Annotated in this window: 17 protein-coding genes and 7 tRNA genes; 12 read left to right on the top strand and 12 right to left on the bottom strand. The window is 71.5% G+C overall.

Annotation, left to right across the window (positions count from 1 at the left end; genetic code table 11):
- Positions 1-7: 7 nt before the first annotated feature.
- The 3 genes from thrS to OG385_RS28335 form a co-directional block, all read right to left on the bottom strand.
- Positions 8-1984: a threonine--tRNA ligase gene (gene thrS / locus OG385_RS28345; protein WP_266858900.1), complete on the bottom strand. Its 1977-nt coding sequence runs from the start codon at positions 1982-1984 to the stop codon at positions 8-10.
- 84 nt (positions 1985-2068) lie between these two features.
- Complete coding sequence (locus OG385_RS28340; protein ID WP_266858898.1) at positions 2069-3340, bottom strand: hypothetical protein; 1272 nt, start codon at positions 3338-3340, stop codon at positions 2069-2071.
- Positions 3340-3906 (bottom strand): DUF4365 domain-containing protein, encoded by a 567-nt coding sequence (locus OG385_RS28335; protein ID WP_266858897.1) that lies wholly within the window; start codon positions 3904-3906, stop codon positions 3340-3342. The genes OG385_RS28340 and OG385_RS28335 overlap by 1 nt, the downstream gene beginning before the upstream one ends.
- Before the next feature lie 182 nt (positions 3907-4088).
- On the opposite strand from OG385_RS28335, the gene OG385_RS28330 reads away from it, so the two are divergent.
- Entirely contained in the window at positions 4089-4814 is a 726-nt protein-coding gene (locus tag OG385_RS28330; protein ID WP_266858895.1) for a 3'-5' exonuclease, read from the top strand.
- 96 nt (positions 4815-4910) lie between these two features.
- Here the strand turns inward: OG385_RS28330 and OG385_RS28325 are convergent.
- The 3 genes from OG385_RS28325 to OG385_RS28315 all read right to left on the bottom strand — a co-directional run bounded on the left by OG385_RS28325 (position 4911) and on the right by OG385_RS28315 (position 5862).
- A tRNA-Val gene (locus OG385_RS28325) sits at positions 4911-4982 on the bottom strand.
- A gap of 271 nt (positions 4983-5253) precedes the next feature.
- Positions 5254-5325, bottom strand: a tRNA-Val gene (locus OG385_RS28320).
- A gap of 72 nt (positions 5326-5397) precedes the next feature.
- Positions 5398-5862 carry a TIGR02611 family protein gene (locus OG385_RS28315; RefSeq protein ID WP_266858893.1) on the bottom strand — a complete coding sequence of 155 codons (465 nt, stop codon included), beginning with the start codon at positions 5860-5862 and terminating at the stop codon, positions 5398-5400.
- Between the two features lie 211 nt (positions 5863-6073).
- On the opposite strand from OG385_RS28315, the gene OG385_RS28310 reads away from it, so the two are divergent.
- Both OG385_RS28310 and OG385_RS28305 read left to right on the top strand, forming a co-directional pair.
- On the top strand, positions 6074-6487 hold the full coding sequence (locus tag OG385_RS28310; RefSeq protein WP_003959770.1) for an SsgA family sporulation/cell division regulator: 414 nt from the start codon (positions 6074-6076) through the stop codon (positions 6485-6487).
- Positions 6488-6688: 201 nt separating this feature from the next.
- Positions 6689-7246: a CGNR zinc finger domain-containing protein gene (locus OG385_RS28305; protein ID WP_266858891.1), complete on the top strand. Its 558-nt coding sequence runs from the start codon at positions 6689-6691 to the stop codon at positions 7244-7246.
- A 9-nt stretch (positions 7247-7255) separates the two neighbouring features.
- Here OG385_RS28305 and OG385_RS28300 read toward each other — a convergent pair whose 3' ends face one another.
- Entirely contained in the window at positions 7256-7414 is a 159-nt protein-coding gene (locus OG385_RS28300) for a hypothetical protein (RefSeq protein ID WP_266858889.1), read from the bottom strand.
- 115 nt (positions 7415-7529) lie between these two features.
- Positions 7530-8543 carry a LacI family DNA-binding transcriptional regulator gene (locus OG385_RS28295; RefSeq protein ID WP_266858888.1) on the bottom strand — a complete coding sequence of 338 codons (1014 nt, stop codon included), beginning with the start codon at positions 8541-8543 and terminating at the stop codon, positions 7530-7532.
- 293 nt (positions 8544-8836) lie between these two features.
- On the opposite strand from OG385_RS28295, the gene rhaI reads away from it, so the two are divergent.
- Genes rhaI through OG385_RS28280 form a run of 3 tightly spaced genes read left to right on the top strand, consistent with a single transcriptional unit; the run spans position 8837 to position 13636 of the window.
- A complete protein-coding gene (gene rhaI, locus OG385_RS28290) occupies positions 8837-10003 on the top strand; it encodes an L-rhamnose isomerase (protein ID WP_266858886.1) in 1167 nt (388 codons plus the stop codon).
- A 1-nt stretch (position 10004) separates the two neighbouring features.
- Positions 10005-12155 carry a bifunctional aldolase/short-chain dehydrogenase gene (locus tag OG385_RS28285; protein ID WP_266858884.1) on the top strand — a complete coding sequence of 717 codons (2151 nt, stop codon included), beginning with the start codon at positions 10005-10007 and terminating at the stop codon, positions 12153-12155.
- A 44-nt stretch (positions 12156-12199) separates the two neighbouring features.
- Positions 12200-13636, top strand: a complete 1437-nt coding sequence (locus OG385_RS28280) for a rhamnulokinase family protein (RefSeq protein ID WP_266861223.1) — start codon at positions 12200-12202, stop codon at positions 13634-13636.
- A 117-nt stretch (positions 13637-13753) separates the two neighbouring features.
- Here the strand turns inward: OG385_RS28280 and OG385_RS28275 are convergent, their stop codons facing one another.
- Complete coding sequence (locus OG385_RS28275; protein WP_266858883.1) at positions 13754-14242, bottom strand: hypothetical protein; 489 nt, start codon at positions 14240-14242, stop codon at positions 13754-13756.
- Positions 14243-14396: 154 nt separating this feature from the next.
- Between OG385_RS28275 and OG385_RS28270 the strand changes: the two genes are divergently transcribed.
- On the top strand, positions 14397-14915 hold the full coding sequence (locus tag OG385_RS28270; RefSeq protein ID WP_266858881.1) for a DsbA family protein: 519 nt from the start codon (positions 14397-14399) through the stop codon (positions 14913-14915).
- Positions 14916-15036: 121 nt separating this feature from the next.
- Here OG385_RS28270 and OG385_RS28265 read toward each other — a convergent pair whose 3' ends face one another.
- From OG385_RS28265 to OG385_RS28255, 3 genes are all read right to left on the bottom strand, one after another.
- The gene (locus tag OG385_RS28265) at positions 15037-15876 is read right to left on the bottom strand and encodes a GNAT family N-acetyltransferase (protein WP_266858879.1); all 840 of its coding nucleotides are present in this window, start codon (positions 15874-15876) and stop codon (positions 15037-15039) included.
- Positions 15877-15964: 88 nt separating this feature from the next.
- Positions 15965-16786 (bottom strand): aminotransferase class IV, encoded by an 822-nt coding sequence (locus OG385_RS28260; protein ID WP_266858877.1) that lies wholly within the window; start codon positions 16784-16786, stop codon positions 15965-15967.
- Positions 16783-17841 carry a chorismate-binding protein gene (locus OG385_RS28255; RefSeq protein WP_266858875.1) on the bottom strand — a complete coding sequence of 353 codons (1059 nt, stop codon included), beginning with the start codon at positions 17839-17841 and terminating at the stop codon, positions 16783-16785. Before OG385_RS28255 ends, OG385_RS28260 begins: the two co-directional genes overlap by 4 nt.
- Positions 17842-17987: 146 nt before the next feature.
- On the opposite strand from OG385_RS28255, the gene OG385_RS28250 reads away from it, so the two are divergent.
- The 5 genes from OG385_RS28250 to OG385_RS28230 all read left to right on the top strand — a co-directional run bounded on the left by OG385_RS28250 (position 17988) and on the right by OG385_RS28230 (position 18481).
- Positions 17988-18060, top strand: a tRNA-Gly gene (locus OG385_RS28250).
- A gap of 39 nt (positions 18061-18099) precedes the next feature.
- Positions 18100-18173, top strand: a tRNA-Cys gene (locus OG385_RS28245).
- 1 nt (position 18174) lies between these two features.
- Positions 18175-18246, top strand: a tRNA-Val gene (locus OG385_RS28240).
- 32 nt (positions 18247-18278) lie between these two features.
- Positions 18279-18350: transfer RNA gene (locus tag OG385_RS28235), tRNA-Val, on the top strand.
- 59 nt (positions 18351-18409) lie between these two features.
- Positions 18410-18481: transfer RNA gene (locus tag OG385_RS28230), tRNA-Val, on the top strand.
- Positions 18482-18518: the final 37 nt, after the last annotated feature.

Raw genomic sequence — 18518 nt, 5'->3', positions numbered from 1 at the left:
GGGCGGATCAGACCTGTACGCGGTCCGCGACGGCCTGCGCGATCTTGGCGATGGCGTCGTCCACCGGGATGCCGTTCTCCTGCGATCCGTCGCGGTACCGGAAGGAGACGGCGCCGTTGGCCATGTCCTCGTCGCCCGCGATGATCATGAAGGGCACCTTGGCACGCTGCTGGTTGCGGATCTTCTTCTGCATCCGGTCCGACGAGGCGTCCACCTCGACCCGCAGCCCCTGCTTGCGCGCCGTGGCGGCGAACTCCTGGAGGTACGGGATGTGCGCGTCGCCGATCGGGATGCCGACCGCCTGGACAGGCGCCAGCCAGACCGGGAACGCGCCCGCGTAGTGCTCCAGGAGCACCGCGAAGAAGCGCTCGATGGAACCGAACAGGGCGCGGTGGATCATCACCGGGCGCTGCTTGGTGCCGTCGGGTCCCGTGTACTCCAGGTCGAAGCGCTCCGGCAGGTTGAAGTCGAGCTGGACGGTCGACATCTGCCAGGTGCGCCCGATGGCGTCCTTGCACTGGACGGAGATCTTCGGCCCGTAGAACGCGGCGCCGCCCGGGTCCGGGACCAGCGGCAGGCCCTGCTTCTCGGCCACCTGGCGGAGCGTCTCGGTGGCCTCTTCCCAGACCTCGTCCGAGCCGACGAACTTCTCCGGGTCCTTGGTGGACAGCTCCAGGTAGAAGTCGGTCAGGCCGTAGTCGCGCAGCAGGTTCAGGACGAAGGTGAGCGTCCTGTCCAGCTCGTCCGCCATCTGCTCCTTGGTGCAGTAGATGTGCGCGTCGTCCTGGGTGAAGCCGCGCGAGCGGGTCAGGCCGTGCACGACGCCCGACTTCTCGTACCGGTACACCGTGCCGAACTCGAAGAGACGCAGCGGCAGTTCACGGTAGGAGCGGCCGCGCGCATCGAAGATCAGGTTGTGCATCGGGCAGTTCATCGGCTTGAGGTAGTAGTCCACCCCGTCGTCGAGCTGCATGGGCGGGTACATGCCGTCCGCGTACCAGTCCAGGTGGCCGGACTTCTCGAAGAGCTTGCCCTTGGTGGCGTGCGGCGAGTAGACGAACTCGTAGCCCTCCTCCTCGTGCCGCTTGCGCGAGTAGTCCTCCATGGCGCGGCGGATGATGCCGCCCTTGGGGTGGAAGACCGCGAGGCCGGGGCCGATCTCGTCCGGGAACGAGAAGAGGTCCAGCTCGTTGCCGAGCTTGCGGTGGTCCCGCTTGGCGGCCTCCTCCAGGAACTCCAGGTGCGCCTTGAGCTCGTCCTTGGTGGGCCAGGCGGTGCCGTAGATGCGCTGCAGCATCGGGTTCTTCTCGCTGCCGCGCCAGTACGCGGCGGCGTTCCGCATCAGCTTGAAGGCGGGGATGAACCGGGTGGTGGGCAGGTGCGGACCGCGGCAGAGGTCCTTCCAGCAGAGGTCGCCGGTCTTCGGGTCGAGGTTGTCGTAGATGGTCAGCTCGCCGCCGCCCACCTCGACGTCCGCCCCGTCGTCCGCCGAGGCGGAGCCCTTGATCCCGATGAGCTCCAGCTTGTACGGCTCGGATGCCAGCTCGGCGCGGGCGTCGTCGTCGGTCACCACACGCCGTGAGAAGCGCTGCCCGCGCTTCTGGATCTCCTGCATCTTCTTCTCGATGGCCTTGAGATCCTCGGGGGTGAACGGCCGCTCGACGTCGAAGTCGTAGTAGAAGCCGTCCTTGACCGGCGGGCCGATGCCGAGCTTCGCGTCGGGGAAGAGCTCCTGCACGGCCTGTGCCATCACATGCGCGGTGGAGTGGCGCAGGATGTTGAGGCCGTCCTCGGACGAGATCACGACGGGCTCGATCTCGTCGCCGTCGGCCAACGCGTAGGCCAGGTCCTTCAGCTCACCTGCCACCCGGGCCGCGACGACGGTGCGCTCGCCGGGGAAGAGCTCGGCTGCCGTAGTGCCCGTCGTCACCACGCGCTCTTCCCGCTCGGAATCGCGATGGATGACCACACGGACGTCTGACACCGGTCTCTCCTGACTCAGGGGGTGCGCCGGTGGAGCCCGGCGCGCCTGAATCGTACCGAGACCGGGGCGTGGTTTGCGAAACGGTTAGGGGCCCTCGCTCCCGGACCCTCCCCCGGCCTCCTCCGCGTCCTCCGCCCGCTCCCCCGCGCAGGCCTCCTCGAAGAAGTCGAGGTTCTCCTGGAGCGCCTTCATCAGCCGGTCCCGCTCCACCTCGTCCACCTGGACGGGGACCACCCCTTCGGCGCCGGTCAGCCGGCGGAAGCCGCTGCGGCTCTCCAGCCTGCCCTGCACCCTGACCGGCAGCCCGACCAGATGCGCGTGGCCCGCGATCCGGTACGCCTCCTCGTCGAGCACCATCCGTACGTACGGGACCTCGGCGCCGGCCAGCACTCGCAGCCGGACCGTGCCGGGACCGCCCGGCGCCGAGCGGCGCATCCGTACGACGGCGCCCGTGACCCGGACCGGCAGGGAGGGCTCCGAGCGCAGATAGCGGGCGCCGGCCGCCCGCAGCGCGGGAAGGTCACCGGGCGAGAACGCGACCGGTTCCGGCCTGGCCGCACACCCCTCGGGCACCCCGGCCGCCGGGGCCCAGGCCAGCGCGACCGACACCCCTTCGGTGCCCCGTACGAGCGCGACGACCGCCTCGGTCAGCTCGCGGCTCACCCCGGCGCGGACCGCGGCGTCGAACGCGTCCATCCCGCCGGTCGCCCGCTGGTAGTCCACCGCCTCCCTGGCCGCGTGCAGCGCGTGGTGCAGCCGGACCACGACGGCCCGGCCCGGCTCCACGGGGACGAAGGCGGTGAGCCCGCGCCCGTCCGGGGCAGGACCCGCCAGCACCCCGTCCAGCGCGGCGTCGGCCTGCCTGCGGTGGCGGGCGCCGTGGTACCCGGCGCTGCGGGCCGCCGCCAGTGCGCCCGCCGTGAGCATCTGGCGTGCGGCCGAGCGCAGTTGCTCCTGGACGGTCCATGGGGCCACCCCGGAGAGGTCGTCGGCGGTCTCCCGCGACCAGCGGACCTCGTCGCTCGGCACGGTGAGCGCGACCAGCACCTCGCGGGCCGACGGCGCGGCGCAGCGGGTGAGTGCGGTGAGCGCCTCGGCCAGCAGGTCGTCGCTGTCGGGAAAGGAGCGGCTCTCGGGGACGAGGACGCTCGTACCCCGGCCTGCGGGGCCGGGGGGCGTCCAGCGGGCATAGCGTCCGGCGGCTCCGCCGCGGCGGAGCCAGCCGTGCCGGCCGAGCAGCGCGCCGAGTACCGCGGGGTCGACCCGCGCGGGGTCGGGGCCCTCGCCGCCGTCCCGGACCCCCGGTCCTTCGACCGGGTGGGGACGTACGGGTTCGTCGAGCGGGCGGTGCTGCATCAGGGTCTCCCTCCGGCCCCGACACGGGTCATGATCTCGCAGAGTGCTCGGTCGTCGAATATCCGCGAGGTCGGGATCCGCACGGTGGTCCTGTGCCGGCCCGTCACCGGGTGGCCTGCCAAGTTGGTCCAGTAACAGCAGTGCCGCAGATCGAGCCGGTCGTGACCGGCCCGCAGCCAGTCGTCCCGGGTCCGCGGCACCAGCATCACGACGAGGATCTTGTGCACCGAGACCGGCGTACGGGCGAGCTTCACGAGATGGGCGTTGTCGAGCGTGAAGGAGAAGGCCGCGCCGGGCGGGTTCGGGGCGATCTGGTAGGTGCATTTCAGCTGCACCTTGATGGTCACTTCGTCGTCCACGGTGTGGTCCGGAGCTCCGTGGCTCACGTGCCAGTCGATCCCGTTGTCCGGAAAGGGCTGGGACAGCGAACATCCCGAAGCGGCCGCGACCGCGTGCAGATATCCCACCTGAAAGGTCTCCATACAGGCGGTGGTGGCGAGCGAACCGCGCAGCGGCGCGAGCCGCTCGGGCACCAGGGGGCCCCGTTCGGGCTGCGTGAGCGCCATGGCTGTGGTGTGCCTTCCGGACTGTGCCGATACCGGGCCGGTCCATTTCCGGCGACGGGCCGTCAATGTCCTCGCCCGTCACCTGTGTTGTCTCCGGTCGGCGTATGTCGCAAACAGCCGGGTATCACCGAATCGGGCAGATGTCGCACGCCATCTGCCAAGTGAGTGCGAGGAGTTGGGACATGCCGTGCTGGTTCGAAGGACCCCTGGCAGCTTTTGACACCGAAACGACGGGCGTGGACGTCGAGGACGACCGCATCGTGTCCGCCGCGCTGGTCGTGCAGGACGCCGCGGGAGGGCGGCCGCGCACCACCCGCTGGCTGGTGAATCCTGGTATCCCGGTTCCCGCGGGTGCCACCGAGATCCATGGTCTGACCGATCTCCATCTCCAGCGCAACGGCCGCTGGCCGTCGCCCGTGGTGGCGGAGATAGCCAGGGCGCTGGCCGAGCAGTGCGCGGCGGGCCGGCCGCTGGTGGTCATGAACGCGCCCTTCGATCTGACTCTGCTCGACCGGGAGTTGAGGCGCCACCGCGCATCCTCGCTCGGCCGGTACCTCGGGGAGTCACCACTGCGGGTCCTGGACCCGCGCGTCCTGGACAAACACCTGGACCGCTACCGCAAGGGCCACCGCACCCTGACGGACCTCTGCCAGCAGTACGAGGTAGTGCTGGACGGTGCCCACGACGCGGCCGCGGACGCACTGGCCTCACTGGAGCTCGTACGGGCGATAGGGCGCCGGTTCGCGGGGCGTCTTGAGCGGCTGACGCCCGGTGAGCTGCACACGTTGCAGACGACGTGGCACGCGGCGCAGGCGCGCGGACTACAGGCCTGGTTCGCCCGGCAGGGCACACCGGAGACCGTGGATCCGTCGTGGCCGCTGCGGCCCGAACTGTCCGTGGCGGCCTGACCGTACGGCACGGAACGAACCGGCGTACGGCAGGCGCGGCACACGGGTGCGGCATACAGAAAGGCCGGTCCGCGGTGGCGGACCGGCCTGACCCGGTGGGCGATACTGGGTTCGAACCAGTGACCTCTTCGGTGTGAACGAAGCGCTCTCCCACTGAGCTAATCGCCCGGGAACGGACTGAACCATACAGGGCCCGCCGGTCCTGGTTCAAACTATTGCGGCAGGCACGGCCGCCGGCCCGGAGCAGCACCCCGAACCGGCTCGGCGCGCACCGGTCTCCGTGGTTCACACAGGAACACGCGGGAGCCCCGACACAGGGTGAATCGTTTTAAGGAGAACAGCCGGGGAGAGCGCGGCGGGAATGATCAACGGCCTGCGTCACGGCGGAACGCCGATGGCCCGGAGGCTGGAAAGCCTCCGGGCCATCGGAACCGGACGGTGGGCGATACTGGGTTCGAACCAGTGACCTCTTCGGTGTGAACGAAGCGCTCTCCCACTGAGCTAATCGCCCGGGCGCAGGGAAAACATTACCGCATGGCCCGGGCCGTTCCGGACCACCCTGGAACCACTCGTGGAACTTCGTTCACTCGCGGATCTTCCACGGCATCACGACCCCGAACTGCCTGACGTAGATCGCGAGCAGTACGGCGACGATCACCAGCCCGGCAGTCAGCAGGATCAGGTTCCGTCGCCGGACCCGGGGGTCGAGTGCCTTGCGCGCCGCCCCGGCCACCTTCCGCCTGGTCCAGCGGAGCACCAGCTGCGCCCAGACGAACTCGGTCGCCCAGACCGCCATGCCACCGAAGATCACCAGCCAGCCGGGCCCCGGCAGCGGCAGCATGACGACGCCCGCGGCCACCACGGCGAGCCCCACCAGGAAGACGCCCACCTGCCAGCTCAGACGCAGCGCCCTGGACTTCCTGACGAAGGCCGGGGCCCGGGACCCGGGCACGCGCTCCGAGGGCGCCTCCGCGCCGCTCACGCCCGTCCCGCCTCCCCCGGAGTCCACCGTGGCGATCCCACCCCGCCCGTCACTCTCCGCATTCATGTCCCCCAACTTACTGGACCGGCCACCTCCGGAGCCGCCGCGCCGGGCGTCACCCATTTGCCGTAACCGGACAAAGTCACACTCCGCCGTACAGGCGACCTTAAGAGCCACAAATCGGTCAGAGGGGTTTACAACGGCACCGTAGGTGGCATGTCGATTTCGCCGACGTGCGAATCCCCGAGCGCACACTGAGCGAAAGGCCCTGGCGCTTATGAACACCACGGTCAGCTGCGAGCTGCACCTGCGCCTCGTTGTGTCGAGCGAGTCATCACTGCCTGTACCCGCGGGCCTGCGGTATGACACGGCCGATCCGTATGCCGTGCATGCCACCTTCCACACCGGAGCCGAGGAGACCGTGGAGTGGGTCTTCGCCCGCGATCTCCTCGCAGAGGGTCTGCACAGGCCCACCGGCACCGGCGACGTCCGAGTCTGGCCGTCGCGCAGTCACGGTCAGGGCGTGGTCTGTATCGCCCTGAGCTCCCCGGAAGGAGAAGCCCTGCTCGAAGCCCCTGCGAGGGCCCTGGAGTCGTTCCTCAAGCGGACCGACGCCGCCGTGCCACCCGGTACGGAACACCGTCACTTCGATCTCGACACCGAGCTCTCGCACATTCTGGCCGAAAGCTGAGCCAGGCTGCGAGAGGCCCGGCGCCGTCCGACTCGGGGCGACGGCACCGCGCAGACAACGACATACGCCAGAAGCCGGGCGCCGTCCCCGCGGAATCCACCGCGGGGACGGCGCCCCGGTGCGTCCGGGGCGGGAGCGGCGAGGCACTAGAGTCGGCCAGCATCGGCGGGCGCCGGCCCGTCGCAGGCCAGGGAGTGCATCGTGCTGATTCCCCACGACACCCGGATCGCCCTCAACGTGGTGGTCAGTCTGGTGAACACCGCGCCGGAGGGTGCGGACGCCGACCCGCTCGCCGACATCGAGGGGCTGTACGCCTTCGTGCGCGACTACGACCTGAGCGGCGTGGGACAGCTCGGCGAGGACGACCGGCGGGCCGTGATCGGGGTGCGCCGGCAGTTCGCCGAGGTGTTCGCCGCCCCCGGCCCCCATGCCGCGGCAGCGCTCGTCAACCGGCTCGTCGCGTCCGCGGGCACGACTCCGCAGCTCACCGACCACGACGGTTACGACTGGCATGTGCACTACTTCGCGCCCGGCGCCTCCGTCGCCGACCACCTGGCGGCCGACGGCGGGATGGCGCTCGCCTTCATCGTCGTCGCGGGCGAGCAGGAGCGGCTGCGCCGCTGCGAGGCCCCGGACTGCGGACACGCCTTCGTCGATCTCTCACGCAATCGCTCCCGCCGGTACTGCGACAGCCGCACCTGCGGCAACCGGCTGCATGTCGCCGCCTACCGCGCCAGACGGAAGGCGGCCGCGGGCTGACGTCCGCCCTCACAGCAGGAACAGATCGTGCACGGCCGCCATGAGCAGCAGACAGCAGATCACCCCGAGGAAGATCATCAGGGGTGGCTGGGAGAGCGCGAAGAGGCAGCCACGCGGCTCGGGGGCAGGGGTGGGGACGGCAACATCGTCCCGGCAGGTATCCGGCATCTCGGGCCGATGATGACGCAGCGGTGCCGTTTCCGCCGGTCAACACGCATATATCGATGGCCAGTTCGCTGAATCCCGTGACAGCACGCCCGGCCGTCCGTGCGCCGGACGGACGTCAGTGCGGCAGAATGCTGGACGCCCGGACGACCAGCTCGGGCTGGAGCATGACACCGCGGTGCAGATGCTCGCCGTCGCCCGCGTATCCGGCCTCCTCCAGGAGGAGTTCGGCCGCCATCCGTCCCATCAGCACCGCGGGCTGGCGTACCGACGTCAGCGGTACGGCGGCCGCCGCGGCGAACTCGATGTCGTCGTAGCCGACGATGGCCATGTCCTGCGGCACCTTGACGCCCGCGGCGTACAGCGACTGGAGCACGCCGAGCGCCAGCAGGTCGTTCACGCAGAAGACGGCGGTCGGCCGCGGCACGAGGCCGACCAGTCGGGCACCGGCGTCCCGGCCCGCCGCCACGTCCAGCCGGCCCGTGGAGATGTCCACCAGGGCCTCGGACGGGAGCCCCGCCTCGTGGAGCGCGGCCAGCGCGCCCTTTCTGCGGTCCTGGATCTGGCGCAGCTCCGGCGGCCCGGTGACGAAGGCGATCGACCGGTGCCCGGCGGCGACGAGATGGCGTACGGCCAGGGTGCCGCCGTGGACGTCGTCCACCGAGACCGCGCAGGAGGTGGCGCCGGACGCCACCCGGTCGACCAGGACGGAGGGGATGCCGTGCCGGCCGAAGTCCTCCAGGCTCTTCCCGGTGGGGTCGGCCGGGGTGACCAGCACCCCCAGCACCCGCTGCTCGGCGAAGAGCGACAGGTAGGCGGCCTCCTCGGCCGCGCTCTGGTCGCTGTTGCAGACCATGACGCCGAGCCCGGCACCGCGGGCGGCCCGTTCGGCACCGCGGGCGATGTCCACGAAGAACGGGTTGCCCATGTCGAGCACGAGCAGCGCCACGATCCTGCTGCTGCCCGCCCTCAGCTGTCTGGCCGACTCGCTCCGTACATAGCCGAGTTCAGCGATGGCCGCCTGCACCCGGGCGCGGGTCTCCGGCGAGACGGAGGCCGGCCGGTTGATGACATTGGACACGGTGCCGACCGAGACGCCCGCACGTCTGGCCACGTCCTTGATGCCTGCCACGTCTGTCCCACCTGCTGTACCTGGCTGTGTCCGGGCCGACCCGGGAGATGTCCGGCCCGCCCGCACGGAGTGCGCTCATCGTACGGTCGCGCCCCCGCCCGGGCGAGACGGGCGGACCCCCGGGCCCGGCGGACCCGTCCCGTACCGCTCCCGGCAGCCGGGCAGGCGCATCCGTGAATTGATTCAAACCAGCGGGAAGCCGGCCGCCACCCCCAGGTGCGTCAAGGGTTGACGCGACTGTGCCCCGCTACTAGCTTCACCGCTCAATGAATCGATTCATTGAAGGGGTTGGCATGTCTGAACTCTCGGCCGTGAAGGCCGCGCTGGCGTCGCAGACGATCGAGACCCCGTCCTGGGGTTACGGGAACTCCGGCACCCGTTTCAAGGTGTTCGCGCAGCCCGGGGTGCCCCGCGATCCGTTCGAGAAGCTGGACGACGCCGCACAGGTTCATGCCTTCACCGGGGTGGCCCCCCGCGTCTCCCTGCACATCCCCTGGGACCGGGTCGACGACTACGCCGCCCTGGCCGCGTACGCCAAGGAGCGCGGGCTGACGCTGGGCGCGGTCAACTCCAACGTCTTCCAGGACGACGACTTCAAGCTGGGATCGGTGACGCACCCCGACGGCGCGGTACGGCGCAAGGCGGTGGCGCATCTGCTGGAGTGCGTCGACATCATGGACGCGACCGGCTCGTCCGATCTGAAGCTGTGGTTCTCCGACGGCACCAACTACCCGGGCCAGGACGATGTGGTGGCCCGCCAGGACCGGCTCGCCGAGGCGCTGGCGACCGTGTACGAACGGCTGGGTGACGGCCGCCGGATGCTGCTGGAGTACAAGCTCTTCGAACCCGCCTTCTACGCGACGGACGTCCCCGACTGGGGCACGGCGTACGCCCACTGCCTGAAGCTCGGCCCGAAGGCGAAGGTCGTCGTGGACACCGGGCACCACGCACCGGGCACGAACATCGAGTTCATCGTCGCCGTGCTGCTGCGCGAAGGGAAGCTGGGGGCCTTCGACTTCAACTCCCGCTTCTACGCGGACGACGATCTGATGGCGGGAGCGGCTGACCCCTTCCAGCTGTTCCGGATCATGCACGAGGTCGTCAGGAACGGCGGTCTCGAACCGGCCGCCCAGGTCAACTTCATGCTCGACCAGTGCCACAACATCGAGGCCAAGATCCCGGCTGTCATCCGGTCGGTGATGAACGTCCAGGAGGCCACGGCGAAGGCGCTCACCGTCGACGCCGACGCGCTCGGCGCGGCGCAGCGCTCGGGGGACGTGCTCGGCGCGAACGCCGTGCTGATGGACGCGTACAACACCGACGTCAGGCCGTTGCTCGCCGGGATCCGGGAGGAGGGCGGGCTGCACCCCGATCCGGTCGCCGCCTATCTCGCGTCCGGCAGGCAGGAGCGGATCGCCGCCGAGCGCGTGGGCGGCACCCAGGCCGGATGGGGGGCCTGACATGCCGCGCCCGGTCCCGGAAGTACCGGAAGTCCCCGACGTACCGGAAGTCCCCGACGAATCGGCAGTCCCCGAAGTACCCGAATCCGCGCAGGCTTCACAGACCACGCAGCCCACGCAGCCCCCTGAGGTCGCGGCGCTGCTGGCACGCTCCAACCGGCTCGGCTCCGATCCGCGCAACACCAACTACGCGGGCGGCAACACATCGGCCAAGGGCGCAGGCATCGACCCGGTGACCGGCCGGGACACCGAGCTGCTCTGGGTGAAGGGCTCGGGCGGCGACCTGGGCACGCTCACCCCGTCGGGGCTCGCCGTTCTGCGGCTGGACCGGCTGCGCGCGCTCGCCGATGTCTACCCCGGCGTCGACCGCGAGGACGAGATGGTCGCCGCCTTCGACCACTGCCTCCACGGCAGAGGCGGTGCGGCGCCCTCCATCGACACCGCGATGCACGGCCTGGTCGATGCCCCGCATGTCGACCATCTGCACCCCGACTCGGGGATCGCGCTGGCCTGCGCCGCCGACGGGGAGAAGCTCACGGCCGACTGCTTCGGGGACCGGGTGGTGTGGGTGCCGTGGCGGCGGCCGGGGTTCCAGCTGGGGCTCGACATCGCAGCGGTCAAGGCCGCCAACCCGCGGGCCGTCGGCTGTGTGCTCGGCGGCCATGGGATCACCGCCTGGGGCGCGACGGCCGAGGAGTGCGAGGAGCGTTCGCTCTTCATCATCCGCACCGCCGGGGAGTATCTGGCCCGGCGCGGCAGGCCCGAGCCGTTCGGCCCCGTACGGGAGGGGTACACGCCGCTGCCGCGGGCCGAGCGGCGGGCCAGGGCCGCCGCCCTGGCGCCGGTGATACGCGGTCTCGCCTCCGCCGACCGGCCGCAGGTCGGGCACTTCAGCGACGCGGACACGGTGCTCGACTTCCTGTCCCGTACCGCGCACCCCCGGCTCGCCGCCCTCGGCACCTCCTGCCCCGACCACTTCCTGCGGACCAAGGTGCGCCCGCTGGTCCTGGACCTGCCGCCCGCCGCCCCGGTGGACGAGGTGACCGTCCGGCTGCGCGAGCTGCACGCCGCTTACCGTGAGGAGTACCGGGCGTACTACGAGCGGTACGCGACGCCCGCCTCGCCCGCGATGCGCGGCGCCGATCCAGCGATCGTGCTGGTGCCCGGGGTGGGGATGTTCTCCTTCGGCAAGGACAAGCAGACGGCGCGCGTGGCCGGGGAGTTCTACCTCAACGCGGTCCAGGTGATGCGCGGGGCCGAGGCCGTCTCCACGTACGCGCCCATCGGCGAGGCGGAGAAGTTCCGTATCGAGTACTGGGAGCTGGAGGAGGCCAAGCTCCGCCGGATGCCCGCGCCCAAACCCCTCGCCACCCGGGTCGCGCTGGTGACCGGCGCCGGTTCGGGCATCGGCCGTGCCATCGCGCGGCGGCTGGCCGCCGAGGGGGCCTGTGTGGTCGTCGCCGACCGGGACGGAGCGGGCGCCGCCCGGGTCGCCGACGAGCTGGGCGGCCCCGACCACGCCGTCGCGGTGACCGTGGACGTCACATCGGAGGCGCAGATTACCGCGGCCTTCGACCGGGCCGCGCTGGCCTTCGGGGGCGTCGACCTGGTCGTCAACAACGCCGGGATCTCGCTGTCGAGGCCGCTGCTGGAGACCACGGCCGACGACTGGGACCGCCAGCACTCGATCATGGCGCGCGGCTCGTTCCTGGTGTCCCGCGAGGCGGCCCGGATGATGACCGCGCAGGGGCTCGGCGGCGACATCGTCTACGTCGTGTCCAAGAACGCGATCTTCGCGGGCCCCCGCAACATCGCGTACTCCGCGACCAAGGCGGACCAGGCGCACCAGGTGCGGCTGCTGGCCGCCGAGCTGGGCGAGCACTCGATCCGGGTCAACGGGGTCAACCCGGACGGTGTGGTGCGCGGTTCGGGGATCTTCGCGGGTGGCTGGGGCGCCGAACGGGCGGCGGTGTACGGGGTCGAGGAGGAGAAGCTCGGCGAGTTCTACGCCCAGCGGACCCTGCTCAAGCGCGAAGTGCTGCCGGAGCATGTCGCGAACGCGGTCTACGCGCTGACCGGCGGGGATCTGTCGCACACCACCGGGCTGCTGGTGCCGGTCGACGCGGGCGTGGCCGCCGCGTTCCTGCGGTGACCGTCTTCGCAGCGGCCGATCTGGGGGCGACCAGCGGCCGGGTGATGGCCGGCCGGGTGGAGACCGGGGGCGGCGCCGGCCGGCTGGACCTCACCGAGTTGCACCGGTTCCGCAATGTGCCGGTGCGGCTTCCGGGCGGGCTGCACTGGAATCTGCCGTCGCTGTACCAGGGCGTGCTGGACGGGCTGCGGGAGGCGGCCCGCCGGGGCGGTGTCGCCTCGGTGGGCATCGACAGCTGGGCGGTCGACTACGGGCTGCTCGACGCGGACGGGGCGCTGCTCGGGCTGCCCCGCCACTACCGCGATCCGCGCACCGCCGATGTGGCCGAGCAGGTCAGACGGGAGGTGGGTGCCGGGGAGCTGTACCGGGTGTGCGGGCTCCAGCATCTGCCGTTCAACACGCTGTACCAGCTGGCCGCCGATCGGGGCGGCGCGCAGCCGGCGGCGGCGCGCCGGCTGCTGCTGATCCCCGATCTGCTGACGTACTGGCTGACCGGTTCGGTGGGCGCCGAGCTCACCAACGCCTCGACCACCGGGCTGCTGGAGGCCGGCACCGGGCTCTGGTCGCGGGAACTGACCGCCCGGCTCGGCATCGACCCGGCGCTGCTGCCGCCGCTGCGGGCGCCCGGGGACCCGGCCGGGGTGCTGCTGCCGTACGTGGCCGATGCGACCGGGCTGCGGCCGGGCACCGCTGTCACGACCGTGGCCTCGCACGACACGGCTTCCGCGGTGGCCGCGGTGCCGGCGGACGGGCCGGGGTTCGCGTACGTCTCGGCGGGCACCTGGTCACTGGCCGGTCTTGAACTGGCCGCCCCCGTCCTCACGGAGCAGGCGCGGGCTGCCAATTTCACCAATGAGCGCGGAGTGGAAGGCACCTGGCGTTTCCTGCGCAACATCATGGGGCTGTGGCTTCTGGAGGAGTCCCTGCGCACCTGGGAGAGGGCGGGGCAGCCGGCCGGGCTCGGCCCGCTGCTGGACGCGGCGGCCAAGGCGCGGCCCTTCGTCTCACTGATCGACCCGGACGACCCGGTCTTCGTCTCCCCCGGTGACATGCCGGCCAGGATCGCCGCGTTCTGCGTACGGACGGGCCAGCCGCGTCCGGCGGACCGGGGCGCTGTGGTGCGCTGCATCCTGGAGAGCCTGGCGCTGGCCCACCGCAGAGTGCTGCGCCGGGCCGCCGCTCTGGCCGACCGGGAGATCACCCGGATCCATCTGGTGGGCGGCGGGTCGCGCAACGCGCTGCTGTGCCAGTTGACGGCCGACGCGACGGGTATTCCGGTGATCGCCGGGCCCGCGGAGGCGGCGGCCCTCGGCAATGTGCTGGTGCAGGCACGGGCCCACGGACTGGTCGGGGGGCTGTCCGAGATGCGGGGGCTGATCGCCGCCACGCAGCCGCTGCGCAGATACGAACCGGGGCCGGACCGCAACGGCTGGACAGCCGCGGAGGCGCGGATCGGCGGGCATCCGGGCGGGGCGCCCTAGACCGGGCGGGCGCCGGGGACCACGTGGAGCGGCGTGGGCCGGGCAGGCGCCGTGGACCGGGCGGGATCCATCAGCGGGACGACCGGACCCCGGTAGCCGGATGCCGTGGCTCCGCGGTCAGATGCCGTGCTTCTTGAGGATCTCCTCGATGTCGGTGAAGTCCTCGGTGGGTGCGGCGGTCCTGGGCGGGGCGGTCCTGGGCTCCGCCGCCTTGGCCTGCGGCGCGGGCCGCGCGGCGGTCTGCGGCTGCGCTCCGGTACGGCCCGGCAGCGAAGGGGCCGAAGCCGCGGGGGCGACCGCGTCCGGCTCGGCCGCCCTGGCAGCCGCCTTGCGCTCCTTGCGCGTGCCGCCGGAGCGGCGCTCGACAGCCCGGGTGGTGATGAAGAGCAGCCAGGCGACCGCGAGCATCCCGAAGCCGAGCCAGACCGACGGCTTGAACGCGATGTCGGCCACCCAGCCGACGACTCCCGTCAGCACCAGCCCGACCGGGACCAGCGAGTACGCGAAAATGCGGGTCGCCGACAGGAATCGCTTGCGGTACGCCGTGATCGCGGCGATGCCCAGCCCTGCCGCGGACACCGCGGAACAGACGGTCTCGGCAATCATCCGGTCTCCTCCAGCCATGGGTTCGCTTCCCTCCATCCTGCACCGGAGTGGGGTGCGCGGGCCACGTCCCGGTCCGACTTCAGGGACATATCCGGGGCGGATCCTCCTCAGGTCCCGGTTGGGCCGTACCGCGTACGGCTGGGAGACTGGCGCCATGAGTGACTCCTCCGCCTCCCGCCCCGTCGTCCTGGACGTCTGGTGCGAGCTCCAGTGCCCCGACTGCCACAGCGCCCTGGACGACGTACGCGCGCTGCGCGCCCACTACGGCGACCGTCTCGACGTGCGGCTGCGCCACTTCCCGCTGGAGAAGCACCGGCACGCCTATGCGGCGGCCCAGGCGGCGGAGGAGGCCTTCGAGCAGGGACAGGGCTGGCCGTACACGGAGGCCGTGCTCGCCCGCACCGGGGAGCTGGCCTCCCGGGGCGAGCCGGTCCTGCTGGAGACCGCCGGTGAACTCGGCCTGGACACCGATGAGTTCGACACCGTGCTGATCGACGGCCGGCACATGCTGACCGTCGACGCCGACCAGGCCGAGGGCAAGGCGATCGGTGTCACCGGCACCCCGACCTATGTCATCGGCGGCGAACGGCTGGACGGCGGCAAGAGCCAGGAAGGCCTGCGCGAGCGGATCGAGGAGATCGCCGACCGGCTGCTCGCCGCCGGCGAAGCCTGAGGGATCTCCGGCCGGAGACCTGAGGCGTCACCGACCGGCCGGCCGCCGCCGCGGAAAGGCTCCGCCGTCCCAAAAGTTCGGGCCTCCCGGGAGGCCCGGCCGTCCCGGAAGGCCCGACGGCTCAGAGCAGCCGCTTGGCGTAGAAGCGTTCGACCTCCCGGTAGCCGAGTGACGCGTAGAGCCGGACCGCCGGGGTGTTGGCCGCGAACACGTTCAGCTTGATCAGCCGCGCCCCGGCCGCCAGTGCCTCGCGTTCGGCGAGCAGCATCAGCGAACGGCCGTGGCCCCGCCCGCGGTGCTCACCGGCCACCTCGACGTCGAAGACGAAAGCGCCCCGCCGGCCGGGGTCCAGTTCGATCTCGGCGACCCAGACGTACCCGACCACCCGGCCGCCCTCGACCAGGACATCGAGGGCGACGCCGGGGGTCACCGGGCCGTCGGGAAGGTTCTCCCGGTGGTCGGCCTCGGACTTGGCGCGGGCCCGGGCCTCCGGCATTCCCCGCTCGGTCCAGGACCGCGCGTAGCCGTCGACAGCCGCGGCCAGCCAGGCCGGGAACTCGTCCTCGCGCATCCGGCGGCCCGCCACCCCGGAGGGCAGTTCCGGCGGCTGCCCGGGCAGCTCCTTCAACAGGTGGCTGTTGAGCAGGGTGTAGCCGAGCGCGTCGGCCATCCGCAGCGCGGCCGTGGCGTCGGCCGGTATGCCGATCCGCACCCGGTCGCACCCCCAGCCGCGCAGCACCTCCTCGGCGGCGAGCGCGGCCACGGTGCCCCGGCCGCGCCCCCGGTCGGGCTCGTCGATCCGCAGCCCGCCGATCACGCCGCCGACGGGCCCGAACGCGGGGTCCGTGCGGAGGTCGACCGCGCCCACCGGGCGGCTGTTCACGCAGACCTCGTAGGAGCGTGCCTTGGCGCCGTCGGCGCCCTGCTGAAGCGGCCCGGTCGGCCGCAGGGTGGTGGTCATCAGGGGAGTTGTACCCGTCCTGCGGCCCCACGTCATCCGCGTTCACCGATGTACGGCCCGCTGCGCGGCCCCCGGGCCCGGTGACGGCTCAGGGATCCAGCCGGTCCGCGGCGCGCTCGTCCCAGATCCGCATGGCCTTCGAGGTCACCGGGCCCGGCGCGTCGGCCAGTTGGCGTCCGTCGATCCGGTGGACGGCCTGCACATCGCGGAGCGTCGAGGTCAGGAAGATCTCCTCGGCCCGCTCCAGGACGTCCAGCGGCAGCTCGGTCTCCCGCGCTCCGGTCCACTCGACGGCCAGCGCCCGGGTGATACCGGCCAGGCAGCCGGAGGAGAGCGGCGGGGTGTGCAGTTCGCCGTCGACCACGACGAAGACGTTGGAGCCGGTGCCCTCGCACAGCGCGCCCGTGGTGTTGGCGAACAGCGCCTCGGTGGCGCCGTGTTCATGGGCCCGCGCGAGCGCGACGACGTTCTCCGCGTACGAGGTGGTCTTCAGCCCGGCCAGCGCGCTGCGTTCGTTCCGTGTCCAGGGGACGGTGACCGCGGCGGTGGTGTCGGGGCGGCGCTTCGTCGCGCCGAGTGCGACGACCAGGGTGGGGCCCGCGTCGCCGCGGTCGGAGCCGAGCGGGGAGAGCCCGCCGGTGTACGTGATCCGCAGCCTGCCCAGCTCCACCGGGTTGGCGTCGAGCACAGCCCTACAGGCGCGGCGCACCTCGTCCAGATCGGGATCGGGCAGGCCGAGTCCGCGGGCCGAGCGGGTCAGCCGGTCCAGGTGCCGGGTGAGCGCGAACGTGCGGCCCCCGGTCGCCTTGACCGTCTCGAAGATGCCGTCGCCCACGGTCAGCCCGTGGTCGAGCACCGAGACCAGGGCGGTGTCCGCGTCCCGCAGCCCGCCGTTGACCCAGATCTTCATGGAGTGGTCCTTCCGATCGTCTCGTTCGCCCCGGACGCTATCGCGAGCAGCCGGCCGGCCTTGAGTTCCGTCTCGTCCCACTCGCGCGCCGGGTCCGAGCCCCAGGTGATCCCGGCGCCGGTGCCGAAGCGCAGCACCGGCCCGGGGCCGTCGCCGCGGTCGATCCAGAACGTCCGGATGCCGACGGCCAGCTCAGCCGTACCACGGTCTGCGTCGACCCAGCCGATGCCTCCGCAGTACGGCCCGCGCGGCGCGGTCTCCAGCGCCTCGATGATGCGCAGCGCACTCGACTTGGGTGCCCCGGTCACCGAGCCGGGCGGGAAGGTGCTTGCCAGCAGGCGGCTCCAGCCGGTCCCCTCGGCCAGTTCGCCGCGGACCGCGGAGACGAGATGGACGAGACCGGGATGCTGTTCGACCGCGCAGAGCCGCGGCACTTCGACCGAGCCGGTGGCGCAGACCCGGCCGAGGTCGTTGCGTACGAGGTCCACGATCATCACGTTCTCCGCGTGGTCCTTCTCCAGGAGGTCGGCGGCGGTGCGCCCCGTCCCCTTGATCGGGCCCGACTCGACGGTCCGTCCCGAGCGGCGCAGATACAGCTCGGGGGAGGCCGTCGCGATCTCCACCCCGTGCGCGGGCAGCCGGATCGTCCCGGCGTACGGCGCCGGATTGCCCCGGGCGAGCAGGGCGGTCAGGGCGTCGATGTCGGGGGTCCCCCGGCCGGGCAGCGGCGCGGAGAGCACCCGGCAGAGATTGGCCTGGTACACCTCGCCCGCGGCGATCCGCGCACGGATGTGACGGACCCCCGCCGTGTACGCGTCGCGGTCGAGCGAGGACGTCCAGTCACCGGCAGCCGGCCCCTGCCACCGGCCGGGCACGGCCGCGGGCACCGGCTCCGTACGTACGCCCCCGAAGCGGGCGCAGACGAGCCCGCCCTCGAAATCCGCGGCCACCGCCCAGAAGCCGGTGGAGTCCAGGGCGGCGGGGTCGCTGGTGACATCGCGCAGGTCACAGGCGACGCGGCCGCCGAAGCGGGCAAGAGCGGGGAGGCGGTGCACACCGGCGAGTCTAGGACGGGCCGCCGGAAAGCCGCTCCGGCGCGAACGCACCGCAGCACGCTGCGGAAACGCGTTTTTGTGCTGGCCCGGGAATCCGCTAGAGTTCAACATGTCGCCGGGGCGCGCAAGCGCTGCGGGAATGACAAGCGGACGTAGCTCAGTTGGTAGAGCGCAACCTTGCCAAGGTTGAGGTCGCCAGTTCGAACCTGGTCGTCCGCTCGTAGGACCCGGGGGATCTTCCCGAACCCCCGTACTCCTGGTGGAGTGGCCGAGAGGCGAGGCAACGGCCTGCAAAGCCGTCTACACGGGTTCAAATCCCGTCTCCACCTCCAAGGACGATTAGCTCAGCGGGAGAGCGCTTCCCTGACACGGAAGAGGTCACTGGTTCAATCCCAGTATCGTCCACTGGATCCCTGCTTCGGCCGGGTTTCCGTCCCGCGCGATTAGCTCAGCGGGAGAGCGCTTCCCTGACACGGAAGAGGTCACTGGTTCAATCCCAGTATCGCGCACGCAGTAATGCCAGAAGGTACCGAGATCACTCGCGGTACGAGCACCATCGAAATATCCCGCGCGATTAGCTCAGCGGGAGAGCGCTTCCCTGACACGGAAGAGGTCACTGGTTCAATCCCAGTATCGCGCACCGGAACAGGAACCCCCCGGCCGTCTCCACGGCCGGG

The organism is Streptomyces sp. NBC_01306, from assembly GCF_026340465.1.
Classification (GTDB): Bacteria; Actinomycetota; Actinomycetes; order Streptomycetales; family Streptomycetaceae; genus Streptomyces.
Note: the sequence above shows the minus strand (reverse complement) of the source record. Positions and strands in the feature narration are given on the sequence as shown.

Coding starts and splice junctions, on each gene's coding strand:
- OG385_RS28340 (WP_266858898.1), bottom strand. CDS start 3,340: ATGCAGCACCGCCCGCTCGACGAACCCGTACGTCCCCACCCGGTCGAA.
- OG385_RS28335 (WP_266858897.1), bottom strand. CDS start 3,906: ATGGCGCTCACGCAGCCCGAACGGGGCCCCCTGGTGCCCGAGCGGCTC.
- OG385_RS28330 (WP_266858895.1), top strand. CDS start 4,089: ATGCCGTGCTGGTTCGAAGGACCCCTGGCAGCTTTTGACACCGAAACG.
- OG385_RS28315 (WP_266858893.1), bottom strand. CDS start 5,862: ATGAATGCGGAGAGTGACGGGCGGGGTGGGATCGCCACGGTGGACTCC.
- OG385_RS28310 (WP_003959770.1), top strand. CDS start 6,074: ATGAACACCACGGTCAGCTGCGAGCTGCACCTGCGCCTCGTTGTGTCG.
- OG385_RS28300 (WP_266858889.1), bottom strand. CDS start 7,414: ATGCCGGATACCTGCCGGGACGATGTTGCCGTCCCCACCCCTGCCCCC.
- rhaI (WP_266858886.1), top strand. CDS start 8,837: ATGTCTGAACTCTCGGCCGTGAAGGCCGCGCTGGCGTCGCAGACGATC.
- OG385_RS28285 (WP_266858884.1), top strand. CDS start 10,005: ATGCCGCGCCCGGTCCCGGAAGTACCGGAAGTCCCCGACGTACCGGAA.
- OG385_RS28280 (WP_266861223.1), top strand. CDS start 12,200: ATGGCCGGCCGGGTGGAGACCGGGGGCGGCGCCGGCCGGCTGGACCTC.
- OG385_RS28275 (WP_266858883.1), bottom strand. CDS start 14,242: ATGATTGCCGAGACCGTCTGTTCCGCGGTGTCCGCGGCAGGGCTGGGC.
- OG385_RS28270 (WP_266858881.1), top strand. CDS start 14,397: ATGAGTGACTCCTCCGCCTCCCGCCCCGTCGTCCTGGACGTCTGGTGC.
- OG385_RS28265 (WP_266858879.1), bottom strand. CDS start 15,876: ATGACCACCACCCTGCGGCCGACCGGGCCGCTTCAGCAGGGCGCCGAC.
- OG385_RS28260 (WP_266858877.1), bottom strand. CDS start 16,786: ATGAAGATCTGGGTCAACGGCGGGCTGCGGGACGCGGACACCGCCCTG.